Here is a 12809-nt window from a genome sequence, read left to right as displayed (position 1 = left end):
CCGGATTTCAGGAGACGGAATCACAATGATGTTCAAGTCGAATATTGCAAAACGTTCGGGCATGGCAGCGCTGGCGCTCACTGTAGCTGCTGCGGGCGTTCCGAGCGTTGCGTCTGCACAGCAGGCTGGCGGCAAGCCGCCGCAGGGCTGGTTCAAGGTTTGCACCAAGCAGGAAGACAACGATGTCTGCATCGTGCAGAACCTGCTGACCGCCAACAACGGCCAGCTCGTGACCGCTGTCGGCCTCATCACCGTTTCCGGCAAGGTCAACCGCAAGATCATGCAGGTTTCGGTACCGTCGGCGCGCCTCATCCCGACCGGCGTTCAGATGCAGATCGACGGCGGCAAGCCGGTCAAGCTCGACTACGCCATCTGCATGCCCGACAAGTGCGTTGCCGAAGCGCCGCTTTCCGACCAGCTGATCGCCAGCCTGAAGAAGGGCAATGAGGTCGTCTTCACCTCGGTCAACTTCCAGCGCGCTCCGAACCCGATCAAGATGGCCCTCACGGGCTTCACCGGTGTCTACGACGGCGAGCCGATCGAGCAGTCGCAGCTCGAAGAGCGCCAGCGCCTGCTGCAGGAAGAAATGCAGAAGAAGGCCGAGGACGCACGCAAGAAGCTTGAAGAAGCCCAGAAGGCTGCCAAGCAGAACTAAGCGGTCCTCCGCAAACGCATAAAGAAGCGCCCGGACCTCGCGGTCCGGGCGTTTTCATTTGTTCGAGAGCGAAGCGGCCTCAGTGGCGAAACGTCGCCTTGGGCCTGTAGTGACCGACGCCATCCTTGTCGAACAGGGCATCGACTTGCGCGTGGCGCATCGGCCGGTCGCTGTCGTCGAATTCCAGGTTCTGTTCGGAGACGTAGGCGACATACTCGCTGTCGTCGTTCTCAGCGAACAGGTGATAGAAGGGCTGATCCTTGCTTGGGCGGATCTCCTGTGGAATGGCGTTCCACCACTCCTCGGTGTTGGCGTATTCCGGGTCGACGTCGAAAATGACGCCGCGGAACGGGAAAACCCGATGGCGAACCACCTGTCCGATCTCGAATTTGGCGTTTCTCTGTTTCATGACGCAACACATCCTTTCAGGAGATTATCTGGGTTGGCGAACCCAAAACATCAATAGGGACTTCCCTTCTGCCCTCCGTTGATCGATCTCGCCACGCGTGTCCCGCGGACGCGCAAAAGTTGTTGGCAACATAATATCACACAATTCGACGGTTTCGTGCCGCTCCCTGCGCGGAAGCGCTTGCAATCCGTGCGCGCTAACAAAAAGGCCGGCAGCTCCTTTTAGGGAGCCGCCGGCCCAAAGCACGGCTTGGACCGGTGGTCGATGCCGCCGGTCGCACGGTCTTAGACCGAGTAGTACATGTCGTACTCGACCGGATGCGGGGTCATTTCGAAGCGCATGACTTCCTGCATCTTCAGTTCGATGAAGGAATCGATCTGGTCGTCGTCGAACACGCCGCCAGCCGTCAGGTACTTGCGGTCCTTGTCGAGGCTTTCCAGCGCTTCGCGCAGCGAGCCGCAGACGGTCGGGATCTTCTTCAGTTCCTTCGGCGGCAGGTCATAGAGGTCCTTGTCCATCGCCTTGCCCGGGTGCAGCTTGTTCTTGATGCCGTCGAGGCCGGCCATCAGCATGGCTGCGAAGGCGAGGTAGGGGTTGGCGGTCGGATCCGGGAAGCGGACTTCGACGCGCTTGGCCTTCGGGTTGGTGCCGAACGGAATGCGGCACGAAGCCGAGCGGTTGCGCGCCGAGTAGGCGAGCAGAACCGGAGCCTCATAGCCCGGGACGAGACGCTTGTAGGAGTTCGTCGACGGGTTGGTGAAGGCGTTCAGCGACTTGGCATGCTTGATGATGCCGCCGATGAAGTAGAGGCAGCTTTCCGACAGGCCGGCATATTCGTCGCCGGCGAAGGTCGGCTTGCCGTCCTTCCAGATCGACAGGTGCACGTGCATGCCCGATCCGTTGTCGCCGAAGATCGGCTTCGGCATGAAGGTTGCCGTCTTGCCATAGGCATTGGCGACCTGGTGCACGACGTACTTGTAGATCTGCATCTTGTCGGCGTTGCGAACCAGCGCGTCGAACTTGACGCCGAGCTCGTGCTGGGCGGCCGCCACTTCGTGGTGGTGCTTTTCAACCGTCACGCCCATCTCGGACAGGACCGTCAGCATTTCGGAGCGCATGTCCTGGCAGCTGTCGATCGGTGGAACCGGAAAATAGCCGCCCTTGACGCGCGGACGGTGGCCGAGGTTGCCGGTCTCATAGTCGGTGTCGTCGTTCGACGGCAGTTCCGAGGAGTCGAGTTTGAAGCCGGTGTTGTACGGGTCGGCCTTGTACTTGACGTCGTCGAAGACGAAGAATTCGGCTTCCGGGCCAACGAAGACGGTGTCGCCGATGCCGGATGCCTTCAGGTAGGCTTCAGCCTTCTTGGCCGTGCCGCGCGGGTCGCGGTTGTAGGATTCGCCCGAAACCGGATCGAGAATGTCGCAGATGATGACCATCGTCGACTGCGCGAAGAACGGGTCCATATGCGCTGTTTCCGGATCGGGCATCAGCACCATGTCGGACTCGTTGATGGCCTTCCAGCCGCCAATCGAGGAGCCGTCGAACATGACGCCATCGGCGAACATGTCTTCGTCGACGCAGACCACATCCATCGTTACGTGCTGCAGCTTGCCCTTGGGATCGGTAAAGCGCAGGTCGACGAACTTGACGTCGTTGTCCTTGATTTGCTTCAGAATATCGCTTGCAGTCGTCATTTGCCGTTATTCCCTGTGTGAGATGACGAGGATTTGAAAAGAACCGGGCCGAACGGCCCGTGATGTCAGATGGCGTCGAGGCCGGTTTCGCCCGTGCGAATTCGGATGACTTCTTCCACATTGGAAACGAAAATCTTTCCGTCACCAATGCGGCCGGTTTGCGCGGCGTTGCGGATCGCCTCGATGACGGCCTCCGCGTTTTCATCCGCCAGCACCACTTCGACCTTTACCTTCGGCAGGAAGTCCACCACGTATTCGGCGCCGCGATACAGCTCCGTGTGGCCCTTCTGCCGCCCGAAGCCCTTGGCTTCCGTGACGGTGATACCCTGCAGGCCGACTTCCTGAAGGGCTTCCTTCACTTCGTCGAGCTTGAAGGGCTTAATGATCGCTTCGATCTTTTTCATGAGAAAATGTCTCTCCGCTTCTCCCTTGATAGCAGGATCATGCCCGCTCGCCCTGAATATGCACGTTGCATGCCAGTTTTTCTGCGAAAATCTGTCAGAACGACAAAAAATCTGCTGTCGGCGCGCCGATTGCGGGATTTCCATACCTTCGGCGGGCCCGATCTGCCTATTTTTTATGATTTCCGATCGAAAGATGCCCGCTTCTTGCAGAGCCCCCACGTCATGGCAGAGGCGAAGCTTGTTATTTGAGCAATAATTATATGCAAATGCCTTATTGTAAGGCAACCATGGCGTTGGGGCTGAGGCCTTGCTTCACGCGCGCGGGCATGGATAAGTCTGGCGCATGCGCTCCGACCTTCAGCACCTGTTGATCACGCCCGCCGAAATGACGGCAATCGACCGGGCGGCAGCCCAATCCCGCATCGATAGCTTTACGCTGATGCGCAACGCCGGACTGGCGGTGACGGCGGCGGCCCTGCGATATTTTCCGGATGCCCGCCGCTTCGTCGTGCTCTGCGGTCCAGGCAACAATGGCGGCGACGGGTACATCGCAGCCCGCGGCCTTGCCGAAAGCGGGGCGGATGTCGCCGTGTTCGTCCTCGGCGATCCCGCCAGGCTTCAAGGCGATGCAGCGCGGGCCTGGTCCGACTGGAGTGGTCCTGCTGCGCCAATCTCTGCATTCGAACCACAGGCTGGCGATGTCGTCATCGATGCGCTCTTTGGGGCGGGCTTGTCACGCGACCTCCCTGACGACGTCGCTCACCTTATAGAACGGGTCAATGCCAGCGGCGTTCCGGTCGTTGCCATCGATCTGCCGAGCGGCATCGACGGCCGGACGGGCGAGATCCGGGGCGCCGCCTTTGCCGCTCGCCACACCGTCACGTTCATGGCGCCAAAGCCCGGTCATTGGCTTCTGCCCGGGCGATCCCTCTGCGGCACACTCAAGGTGTTCGATATCGGCATTCCCGCGCGCATTGTGCGTGCCGGCGCAGGTTCGCTGCGCCTCAACGCGCCGTTCCTCTGGGCGGGCTGGGGAGGTGACCTGGCGGCCTCGACGCACAAGTTCAAGCGCGGGCATCTGGTCGTTTTCTCAGGCGACCGCCAGGCAACGGGCGCGGCGCGACTTTCGGCGGCAGCGGGCCTTGCGGCTGGCGCTGGCCTGGTTACCGTCGCCACCGGCAAGGCCGCGCTCGGCATCAATGCGTCTCATCTGACGGCGGTGATGGTGAAGGAGGTAGACGGCAAGCGAGAGCTTACCAAATGGCTGCAGGACCAACGCCTGGGCAGCTTCGTCCTTGGGCCGGGCTTCGGCATCGGCAAGAAGGCGAGGGACTTTGCGCTTGCACTCTGCGATCGCTCTCTGGTGCTCGACGCCGATGGCATCACCTCGTTCCAGGCAAGGCCCGGCCAACTTTTCGCGGCACTGGCGAAAGGCAGGGGCCAGGTGGTCATGACGCCGCATGATGGCGAGTTCGCTCGCCTCTTTCCGGAGATTGCCGGAGACCATGGGCTTTCGAAGATCGAGAAGGCGCAGGCCGCGGCGCGGACGAGCCATGCCGTGATCGTCTACAAGGGCGCCGACACCGTCGTTGCCGCCCCGGACGGGCGGGCGGTCGTCAACAACAATGCGCCGCCGTGGCTGGCAACCGCCGGATCGGGGGACGTACTTGCCGGCATCGTCGGCGCACATCTGGCGAAAGGAATGCCGGCCTTCGAATCGGCGACCGCAGCGGTCTGGCGCCATGGCGCAGCCGGGGCCAAGGCAGGGCCTGGCTTGACCGCTGAAACGCTGATCGGCGCGATACCGCCGATCAGTTGATCGTGAGCGCACAGGCGACAAACCACCTCTTGAGAGGCGACGTTCGCGGTGTCCGCCCAGATGCGCTATCAGCCGCGCGTGCCCTTGGCGATCGGCTCCTGGTAGGTGAAGCCCAAGTCCCAGGGGAAATAGATCCAGGTGTCCTGGCTGACTTCGGTCACGAAGGTGTCGACGAGCGGCCGGCCCTTCGGCTTTGCGTAGACGGCAGCGAAATGCGCCTTCGGCAGCATTGCCCGTACTTCGGCCGCGGTCTTGCCGGTGTCCGTCAGGTCGTCGACGATCAGCACGCCTTCACCGCCGTCCTTGGTGATTTCAGGCGTGATGCCCTTCAGCACTTTCATCTGCCCCTGCGTGTCGTAGTCATGGTAGGAGGCGACGCAGACGGTTTCGATCATCCGGATATTGAGTTCGCGCGAAATGATCGCAGCCGGAACCAGGCCGCCACGGGTGATGCAAACCATGGCACGCCATTCCTGGCCGTTGTCGGCCAGCCGCCAGGCAAGCGCCCGGGCATCGCGGTGGAACTGGTCCCAGGAAACGGGAAAGGCTTTATCGGGCAGCGACATGGGTGGGCTCCGGCTTGTCTGAACGAGGGTAAGGCGAAGCGTCCGGCAGATCGGGCAGGCGGGAACGCGTCATCCTGATTTGCCGACATGCAATAACGGCATTGAGGCCTTGAGTGCAAGGGCTTCGCGCTATCCCTTTGCCCGCGCGTCGGCGATTGCCTGGATCATCGCCTGGACATCAGCCTCCGCTGCAGCAAGCGCTTCCGGATCGCGGGCCCGCACGACGATATCCGTCGAGAAGGTCTTGCCGTCAAATTTCGGGTAGGAGCCGATGCTCGTCTCCGGATGGTTCTTCTGCACTTCGGTCAGCGGGCTGCCGATATCTCCCTCGCCGAAGGGCGAGCGTACGGTGCGGGAGAGGAGGGGTGAGCCGACATTCAGACCGGGCAGCAGCGCGTCGAGCATGGCCTGGAAGACCTGCGGAACGCCGGCCATGACATGCACGTTGCCGATGGCGAAGCCCGGCGCTGTCGATACCGGGTTCGGGATATGGCGTGCACCGAGTGGCATGCGCGCCATGCGCTTGCGCGCGTCGGTAAACTCCATGTTGCGGCGTTCGTACATGGCGCCGAGCAGCGCCATCGCCTCCGGCTCGTAGACGCATTCGACGCCGAAGGCGCGCGACACCGCGTCGGCGGTGATGTCGTCATGAGTCGGGCCGATGCCGCCGGAGGTAAAGACGTAATCGTAGCGGCTGCGCACCGCATTGATCGCCTCGACGATCGCCACTTCGTCGTCGGCGACGATCCGCACTTCCTTGAGGTCGATGCCGACCATCGTCATCATGTCGGCGAGGTGGCCGATGTTCTTGTCCTTGGTTCGCCCCGACAAAAGTTCGTCGCCGATGGCGACCATGGCGGCAGTGACGACTTTTATGGTGCTCATCGGGTGATCCTGTTTGTTAGTCAGTCATTTAACAGTGAATTATTATTGTTCACATTGCGAGAACAGTCTGTTTCCCGGACGGCTCCTGGCATGCGGCTGCATTTTGATAAATCTTCCGCGCAGCAGTGATCAAGTGGGATCGCTTGTATCCAAAGGAGCAATTATGGCCAAGGTTCTCGTTCTCTATTATTCGGCATACGGACATATCGAAACCATGGCTTACGCCGTGGCCGAAGGTGCGAAGTCTGCGGGGGCCGAAGTCGACGTCAAGCGCGTTCCGGAACTGGTGCCGGCCGAGGTCGCCAAGGCCTCTCACTTCAAGCTCGACCAGGCCGCGCCGGTCGCCCATGTCGAAGAGCTTGCCCAATACGACGCGATCATCTTCGGCGCCGGCACGCGCTTTGGCACCGTGGCCTCGCAGATGCGCAACTTCATTGATCAGACCGGCAGCCTGTGGGCCTCTGGCAAGCTGGTCGGCAAGGTCGGTTCGGTCTTCACGTCCTCGGCCACCCAGCATGGCGGTCAGGAATCCACCATCCTCGGCTTCATCCCGACGCTGATGCACCACGGCATGGTTGTCGCTGGTCTTCCCTATGCCTTCCAGGGTCAGATGGGCCTCGACGAGATCAAGGGCGGCTCGCCCTATGGCGCCTCGACGATCACCGATGCGGACGGCTCGCGCCAGCCGTCCGAGGTCGAGCTCCAGGCTGCCCGCTTCCAGGGCGCGCACGTCGCCAAGATCGCCGCCAAGCTTTCGGCCTGATCATCTCGACGCAATAGTTTCAAGAGTTTAGGCGGCGCCGCAAGGGGCCGCCTTTTCGTTTGACGGCTAGCCTTTCCGGGTGATTCGCGAATGTGGCAATTCGTACCACACTTGTGCTAATATCCGCGGCGTTCGGCATTGAGTATGCCTTTGACGAGGAGGAATGCGGGGCTGTGCGGCAACGGCCCGCCGAAGACGGGAACGTCTTTCGGATTATTGGGAGGGAAGCATGGCGCGGATTACTTACACCATCGTTCCTCATGACGGCGGATGGGCCTACAAGGCCGCCGACGCCTATTCGGAACCCTTTCCCAGCCGCGAAACGGCGCTTGCCGCCGCCAAGGCCGCCGCCGCCGAACAGCAGGTCGGCGGCGACGACGAGGAGATCAGCTTCCAGGACGAAGAGGGCCACTGGCACTTCGAACACACGGATGGCGGCGATCGTCCTGAAGCAACCGTCGAAGACGGCTGAAACGGTCAAGGCGACCGGCTCATTGCGAACACATAGCGTTTAGTATTGCGTGCACACCATCTCTCCCACGGAGGATATTCGATGCACTACAGCGTTCAGATCTTCACCTGGACCCCGCGGCAGGGTGTCCACCAGGTCGGATCGGCAATCGAGGTGGACGCCCCCAATTCGAAGGCGGCAGCGGTCTCGCTTCTCGGCCTCAGGCTGGAAAACCAGGGATGCGCAACGAAACTCGCCGTCCGCGTCTGGCACGACGACGCCTACCAGGCGGAATGCGATTGTTACTACTACAACAACTGAGCGGTCGCTCTTTGCCGCGTAAGCCTGTCACTGCAGAGTGACAGTCTGACGTGCGCTACCTATTGATCCTGAAATCCGTTTGTCTGGTGCGGGCGACGGGGGTCGAACCCGTACAGCCAAGGCCGAGGGATTTTAAGTCCCTTGCGTCTACCAGTTTCGCCACGCCCGCATGCAGCCTAGATCAAACACTTAGGCCAAACAGTCAAGGGTGATCGGGGTGGACAATGCGCTTAGGCGCGTTCTCTCGTCTTCATGAAGCGAAAGACGGCCGCGGCAATCAGTGCCCCAAGGCCGTAGACGATAAACGCGTCGACAAACGGCCAGCCCGAATTGAACGAGTAGATGGCGGTGCGGCAAACAACAGAACCGCCAAACCCGCGAGGCGCGAGGAAAAGACGCTCAAAGCCGAAACCTTCCGCAGCAGCCATCCAATGAGCATGCCCACCAGCACCATCGAAATCGCTGCACCAACCAATTGCGCGAACGGTCTTCCCCTAAACTGAAAACAATGCGTGAAAATATGATGATTCGCGTGCGGTAGCTAAATGTTTCCGCCTGTGGTTGTTGATCGCTCGGGCACTTGTTACCGGCTCTTAAGGGGTCAATCGTTCCAGGATCATGCTCAACCCGCCGAGATGCTCGATCTCGCGAAACCTCGGATGCGTCTCCGGCTTGTCGTGATGCTCGAAAGACCAGGTGAGCGCGTGTGGGACATAGACACCCCAGCTTCCCGCACCGAGTGCAGGCACGATATCCGACTTCAGCGAATTGCCGACCATCATGCTTTTCAGCGCCCCGTCGCCGTGACGTTTGAAGATGCGCTCGTAGGTGGCGACGGTCTTGTCGCTGACGATCTCGATGGCGTCGAAATAGTCGCCAAGGCCGGAGGCGGCGAGCTTGCGCTCCTGGTCGAAGAGATCGCCCTTTGTGATCATGACAAGGCGAAAGTGACCGTGAAGTGCTTCGAGCGTTTCCTTGACATGCGGCAGCGGCTCAACCGGGTGCACGAGCATGTCGCGCCCGGCGGCGAGGATCTCGGCGATGACCGAGGAGGGCACCTTGCCATCGGTGACGTCGACGGCGGTTTCGACCATGGAGAGCACGAAGCCCTTGATGCCGAAGCCGTAGAGGCCGAGGTTGCGCTTCTCCGCCGCAAGCAGCCGCTCCGACAGGTGTTCGGTGTCCGTGTGGGCGCTCAGAAGCTCGGCGAAGCGCGCTTCCGTCAGCCGGAAGAACTGCTCGTTCTGCCAGAGTGTATCGTCGGCATCGAAGCCGACGGTCGTTACTGCGTGGGGCATGGTATTACGGTCCGGCAATCTTGAACGGTTGGTCGACGCTGGCGGTTTTGCCGCTGTTGACGTCATTGAAGTGGAAGCGCAGCACATAGTCGCCGGCGGGAGCACCGGAGACGTCGATGGTCAGCGTCGAATAGATTTCCTGGTTTCTGAGGTGGCCGGTGAAGGTGAAATCACCGAACGCCTTCTGGCCCGCGAGCACGTCGCCCTTCGGGTTGAGAATATCGAAGTCGACGGTGAAGTGGCTTTCGAGTTGGCCCTTCGTTGCCGAATCCTTCCAGGTGAGGCCAATCGGCTCGATATAGGAGATCAGCGACTCCCCCTCCTTGAAGACCGCGCCCTCGCGCGGGTCGTACATGGCGTAGCCGGTCGGCGCCTTGGTCACGAAAACCGCCTTGCCGATCGCCAGCGGCAGCGTTTGCGAGAAGTCGCTCATCGCCTGGCGGAGCAGCTCATGGGCCTTCGCCGCGTCGCCGGATGCCGCGAGCTTTTCGGCCTGCACCGCCGCGTCGGCAAGCGGGCCGGCATGGGCGACGAGCCCCGCCGAAAGCGCCATGGCGGTGGTCAGCACCGCCAGACGACGTATATGTTTCACCATGACGTTCCCCCATCGCCGGTTTCGACCGACATTCGGCATCTGCTGCACCGAGTCAAGACGATAGGGCCGCGAGGCGAATGGTCAATGCTTCCAGAAGACCGGCGTCAGGATTACCAACACGGTCAGCACTTCGAGACGACCGAGTAGCATCATCAGCGACAGCAGGTAGAGCTCGGGATCGCCGAGCGTCGAGAAGTTGCCGGCCGGGCCGATGATAGGACCAAGGCCCGGGCCGACATTGGAGAGGCAGGTAATGACCGCCGAGGTCGCCGTGACCAGATCGTAGCCGAGGGCGCCCATGGCGAGACTGCCGAGTACCCAGAGCAGGATATAGGTGATGAAGAACAGGAAGATGGCGCGCTGCGTGTCGGCATCGACCGTGTTCTTGCCATAGCGCACCGCATAGATCGCATTCGGATAGACGAGTTTGTTCAGGCCCGACCGGATCGCGTTGAAGAGCACGATGAAGCGATAGGCCTTGATGCCGCCGGCGGTCGAGCCGGAACACCCGCCCATGAAGGTGGCGATGAAGGCGGCGATGATCACGAAGGGCCCCCAGAGGGTGTAGTCTTGGCTGGCATAGCCGCTCGTCGAGAGGATCGAGGTGATGTTGAAGAAGGAGTGCGCCAGCGCCAGATGGAATTCGACGCCATTGGCGAGCCGGTGGTAGATGGCGACGGCAATCGAGAAGGCTGAGAGATAACCGAGAAATACGATGATCTGCGGGTCGCGCAGGGCATCGAGCCTGCCGCGGGCGACGAGCACGATCAGGATCGAGAAGGGCAGGCTGCAAAGCGCCATGAAGAAGGTGGCGGTCCAGAGCAGCGGAATGCTGCCGAAATAGGCGAAGGATGCGTCATGGGTGGAAAAGCCTCCCGTCGCCACCGTCGACATCGCATGGTTGATCGCATCGAAGCGGTTCATGCCGGTCAGGAAATAGCCGATCGCGCAGAGAAGGGTGATGACCACATAGACCGCCAGGAAGGCGCGGCTGAAGCTTGCGAGGCGAGCAAAGGGTTTGTCGCTGGTGTCGGAGGACTCCATCTTGAAGAACGACATACCGCCGACCCTGAGATAGGGGATGATGAACAGGCCAAGCACGACGATGCCGATGCCGCCGAGCCAGCACAAAAGCGAACGCCAGAGCAGGAGCCCCGGCGGTGCATCGTCGAGACCGACGATCACGGTCGCGCCGGTCGTGGTGATGGCAGAGACGGATTCGAACAGCGCCTGGGCAAAGTCGAGCTTCATGGACGACAGCCAGAGCGGGATCGCGCCGACCACCGAAAAAACGGCCCAGAGCATGTTGACGAGAACAAAGCCGAACTTTTTGGAGAAAGGCGGCGGGCCCATGCGCGTGGCCATGAAGGTCGCAAGCGAGAGGCCGCCGACCATGAAGGAGGACGCGGCAAAAATGCGCCAATCCGGATGGCCGTAATAAAGGTCGACCATCGCCGGCACCAGCATGGCGCAGGCAAGGTATATGCCGAGGATCGCCGAAATGTGCACGGCATGCCGGATCAGGGTTGCGTTCAAGCGTTCATTTCCCGGAAGAACAGTGTGGGCGTGCCGGTGGATTGGGCGGTGCGCCATTTTCAACGTCGGCCCGATTCGAGTCAAAGCCATGGCTTCGGGCGTTGCGATGTGCAATAGCGACCGCCAGCGACCAACTCAACGGAAGACCGCACGTGATGAAGCAGGATGTCGAAACCGCAACCGAAGCCTTGCGGGAGATCTTCCCGCCGACGCCGCTGCAGCTCAACGAGCACCTGAGCGCGCGCTACGGCGCCAACATCTATCTGAAGCGCGAGGATCTTTCGCCGGTTCGCTCCTACAAGATCAGGGGCGCCTTCAACTTCTTCCGCAAGGCGATCGGTGCCGGCGCCTCGGGGAAGACTTTCGTCTGCGCCTCGGCCGGCAACCATGCCCAGGGCTTCGCCTTCGTCTGCCGCCATTTCGGCGTTCCGGGTGTCGTGTTCATGCCGGTGACGACGCCGCAGCAGAAGATCGACAAGACCAGGATGTTCGGCGGTGAATTCATCACCATCAAGCTGGTCGGCGATATCTTCGACCAATGCTACAAGGCTGCCCGCGACCACGTGGAAGCGATCGGCGGCGTCATGGTGCCGCCTTTCGATCACGCCGACATCATCGAGGGGCAGGCAAGCGTCGCGGCGGAAATTGCCTGGCAACTGCCGGAAGGTGTCATTCCTGATCTCGTCGTGCTGCCGGTCGGCGGTGGCGGCCTTGCCGCCGGCGTCACCGGCTACCTCAAGGACAAGGTCGCGGCCGATCATTTCATCTTCTGCGAGCCGTCGGGCGCTCCGAGCCTGCGGGAAAGCCTGGAAACCGGCAGCGTCGTGACCCTCGACCAGGTCGACAACTTCGTCGACGGTGCCGCCGTCGGGCGGATCGGGGATCTGAACTTTGCAGCGTTGCGGCGCTTCTCGCCGGACCAGGTTATGCTGCTCGCTGAAAATGCCATCTGCCGGACGATCGTCGACATGCTGAATGTCGAAGGCGTCGTGCTAGAGCCGGCTGGGGCCCTTTCGATCTCGGCGCTCGAAGCGCTAGGCCCCGAGGTGCTTGCGGGCAAGACGGTGGTGGCGGTCGTTTCCGGTGGCAACTTCGATTTCGAGCGTCTGCCCGACGTCAAGGAGCGGGCGATGCGCCATGCCGGCCTCAAGAAATACTTCATCCTGCGCATGGCGCAGCGGCCGGGCGCGCTTCGCGATTTCCTCAACCTGCTTGGCGACGAAGACGACATCTCGCGCTTCGAGTATCTGAAGAAGTCAGCCCGCAATTTCGGTTCCATCCTGATTGGCATCGAAACGAAACATGCGGAGAACTTCCCGGTGCTGAAGGCTCGCTTCGACGCTGCCGGGCTGCGCTACCAGGACATTACCGAGAACGAGATCCTCTCGAACCTTATCATCTGATCGGCGTGAG

At 61.3% G+C, this 12809-nt stretch carries 15 protein-coding genes and 1 tRNA gene; 6 read left to right on the top strand and 10 right to left on the bottom strand.

What is annotated here, in order from left to right; translation table 11 throughout:
• Positions 1-25 precede the first annotated feature (25 nt).
• On the top strand, positions 26-655 hold the full coding sequence (locus tag JVX98_RS13635; protein ID WP_043620346.1) for an invasion associated locus B family protein: 630 nt from the start codon (positions 26-28) through the stop codon (positions 653-655).
• Between the two features lie 79 nt (positions 656-734).
• On the opposite strand, the gene hspQ is transcribed toward JVX98_RS13635, so the two are convergent.
• From hspQ to JVX98_RS13620, 3 genes are all read right to left on the bottom strand, one after another.
• Positions 735-1064, bottom strand: a complete 330-nt coding sequence (hspQ, locus tag JVX98_RS13630; protein WP_034791060.1) for a heat shock protein HspQ — start codon at positions 1062-1064, stop codon at positions 735-737.
• A gap of 284 nt (positions 1065-1348) precedes the next feature.
• Positions 1349-2758 carry a type I glutamate--ammonia ligase gene (glnA, locus tag JVX98_RS13625; protein ID WP_034791062.1) on the bottom strand — a complete coding sequence of 470 codons (1410 nt, stop codon included), beginning with the start codon at positions 2756-2758 and terminating at the stop codon, positions 1349-1351.
• Between the two features lie 65 nt (positions 2759-2823).
• The gene (locus tag JVX98_RS13620; RefSeq protein ID WP_003528058.1) at positions 2824-3162 is read right to left on the bottom strand and encodes a P-II family nitrogen regulator; all 339 of its coding nucleotides are present in this window, start codon (positions 3160-3162) and stop codon (positions 2824-2826) included.
• Positions 3163-3505: 343 nt separating this feature from the next.
• Here JVX98_RS13620 and JVX98_RS13615 point away from each other — a divergent pair, with 343 nt between their 5' ends.
• Positions 3506-4981, top strand: coding sequence for an NAD(P)H-hydrate dehydratase (locus JVX98_RS13615; protein WP_205238954.1), 1476 nt, complete (start codon positions 3506-3508; stop codon positions 4979-4981).
• A gap of 68 nt (positions 4982-5049) precedes the next feature.
• Here the strand turns inward: JVX98_RS13615 and gpt are convergent, their stop codons facing one another.
• Both gpt and JVX98_RS13605 read right to left on the bottom strand, forming a co-directional pair.
• Positions 5050-5547, bottom strand: coding sequence for a xanthine phosphoribosyltransferase (gene gpt / locus JVX98_RS13610; RefSeq protein WP_034791068.1), 498 nt, complete (start codon positions 5545-5547; stop codon positions 5050-5052).
• A gap of 129 nt (positions 5548-5676) precedes the next feature.
• On the bottom strand, positions 5677-6432 hold the full coding sequence (locus tag JVX98_RS13605; RefSeq protein ID WP_205238953.1) for a competence/damage-inducible protein A: 756 nt from the start codon (positions 6430-6432) through the stop codon (positions 5677-5679).
• A 163-nt stretch (positions 6433-6595) separates the two neighbouring features.
• Between JVX98_RS13605 and wrbA the strand changes: the two genes are divergently transcribed.
• From wrbA to JVX98_RS13590, 3 genes are all read left to right on the top strand, one after another.
• On the top strand, positions 6596-7195 hold the full coding sequence (gene wrbA, locus JVX98_RS13600; protein ID WP_205238952.1) for an NAD(P)H:quinone oxidoreductase: 600 nt from the start codon (positions 6596-6598) through the stop codon (positions 7193-7195).
• Positions 7196-7424: 229 nt separating this feature from the next.
• Positions 7425-7667, top strand: coding sequence for a DUF2188 domain-containing protein (locus tag JVX98_RS13595; protein WP_043620362.1), 243 nt, complete (start codon positions 7425-7427; stop codon positions 7665-7667).
• Positions 7668-7748: 81 nt separating this feature from the next.
• Positions 7749-7967 carry a hypothetical protein gene (locus JVX98_RS13590; RefSeq protein ID WP_034791089.1) on the top strand — a complete coding sequence of 73 codons (219 nt, stop codon included), beginning with the start codon at positions 7749-7751 and terminating at the stop codon, positions 7965-7967.
• Positions 7968-8051: 84 nt separating this feature from the next.
• Here JVX98_RS13590 and JVX98_RS13585 read toward each other — a convergent pair.
• From JVX98_RS13585 to JVX98_RS13565, 5 genes are all read right to left on the bottom strand, one after another.
• Positions 8052-8136, bottom strand: a tRNA-Leu gene (locus JVX98_RS13585).
• A gap of 61 nt (positions 8137-8197) precedes the next feature.
• Entirely contained in the window at positions 8198-8395 is a 198-nt protein-coding gene (locus JVX98_RS13580) for a hypothetical protein (protein WP_205238951.1), read from the bottom strand.
• Between the two features lie 165 nt (positions 8396-8560).
• Positions 8561-9265: an HAD family hydrolase gene (locus JVX98_RS13575; protein ID WP_205238950.1), complete on the bottom strand. Its 705-nt coding sequence runs from the start codon at positions 9263-9265 to the stop codon at positions 8561-8563.
• A 4-nt stretch (positions 9266-9269) separates the two neighbouring features.
• Complete coding sequence (locus tag JVX98_RS13570) at positions 9270-9818, bottom strand: hypothetical protein (protein ID WP_371826563.1); 549 nt, start codon at positions 9816-9818, stop codon at positions 9270-9272.
• 123 nt (positions 9819-9941) lie between these two features.
• Positions 9942-11396, bottom strand: a complete 1455-nt coding sequence (locus JVX98_RS13565; protein ID WP_192446116.1) for a TrkH family potassium uptake protein — start codon at positions 11394-11396, stop codon at positions 9942-9944.
• A 155-nt stretch (positions 11397-11551) separates the two neighbouring features.
• On the opposite strand from JVX98_RS13565, the gene ilvA reads away from it, so the two are divergent.
• Entirely contained in the window at positions 11552-12799 is a 1248-nt protein-coding gene (gene ilvA / locus JVX98_RS13560; RefSeq protein WP_205239446.1) for a threonine ammonia-lyase, read from the top strand.
• The last annotated feature ends 10 nt before the right edge of the window (positions 12800-12809 follow it).

This window comes from Ensifer sp. PDNC004 (assembly GCF_016919405.1).
Lineage (GTDB): Bacteria > Pseudomonadota > Alphaproteobacteria > Rhizobiales > Rhizobiaceae > Ensifer.
This window is presented reverse-complemented; position numbering and strand designations above follow the sequence as displayed.

Coding starts and splice junctions, on each gene's coding strand:
- JVX98_RS13635 (WP_043620346.1), top strand. CDS start 26: ATGATGTTCAAGTCGAATATTGCAAAACGTTCGGGCATGGCAGCGCTG.
- hspQ (WP_034791060.1), bottom strand. CDS start 1,064: ATGAAACAGAGAAACGCCAAATTCGAGATCGGACAGGTGGTTCGCCAT.
- glnA (WP_034791062.1), bottom strand. CDS start 2,758: ATGACGACTGCAAGCGATATTCTGAAGCAAATCAAGGACAACGACGTC.
- JVX98_RS13620 (WP_003528058.1), bottom strand. CDS start 3,162: ATGAAAAAGATCGAAGCGATCATTAAGCCCTTCAAGCTCGACGAAGTG.
- JVX98_RS13615 (WP_205238954.1), top strand. CDS start 3,506: ATGCGCTCCGACCTTCAGCACCTGTTGATCACGCCCGCCGAAATGACG.
- gpt (WP_034791068.1), bottom strand. CDS start 5,547: ATGTCGCTGCCCGATAAAGCCTTTCCCGTTTCCTGGGACCAGTTCCAC.
- JVX98_RS13605 (WP_205238953.1), bottom strand. CDS start 6,432: ATGAGCACCATAAAAGTCGTCACTGCCGCCATGGTCGCCATCGGCGAC.
- wrbA (WP_205238952.1), top strand. CDS start 6,596: ATGGCCAAGGTTCTCGTTCTCTATTATTCGGCATACGGACATATCGAA.
- JVX98_RS13595 (WP_043620362.1), top strand. CDS start 7,425: ATGGCGCGGATTACTTACACCATCGTTCCTCATGACGGCGGATGGGCC.
- JVX98_RS13590 (WP_034791089.1), top strand. CDS start 7,749: ATGCACTACAGCGTTCAGATCTTCACCTGGACCCCGCGGCAGGGTGTC.
- JVX98_RS13580 (WP_205238951.1), bottom strand. CDS start 8,395: ATGGCTGCTGCGGAAGGTTTCGGCTTTGAGCGTCTTTTCCTCGCGCCT.
- JVX98_RS13575 (WP_205238950.1), bottom strand. CDS start 9,265: ATGCCCCACGCAGTAACGACCGTCGGCTTCGATGCCGACGATACACTC.
- JVX98_RS13570 (WP_371826563.1), bottom strand. CDS start 9,818: ATGGCGCTTTCGGCGGGGCTCGTCGCCCATGCCGGCCCGCTTGCCGAC.
- ilvA (WP_205239446.1), top strand. CDS start 11,552: ATGAAGCAGGATGTCGAAACCGCAACCGAAGCCTTGCGGGAGATCTTC.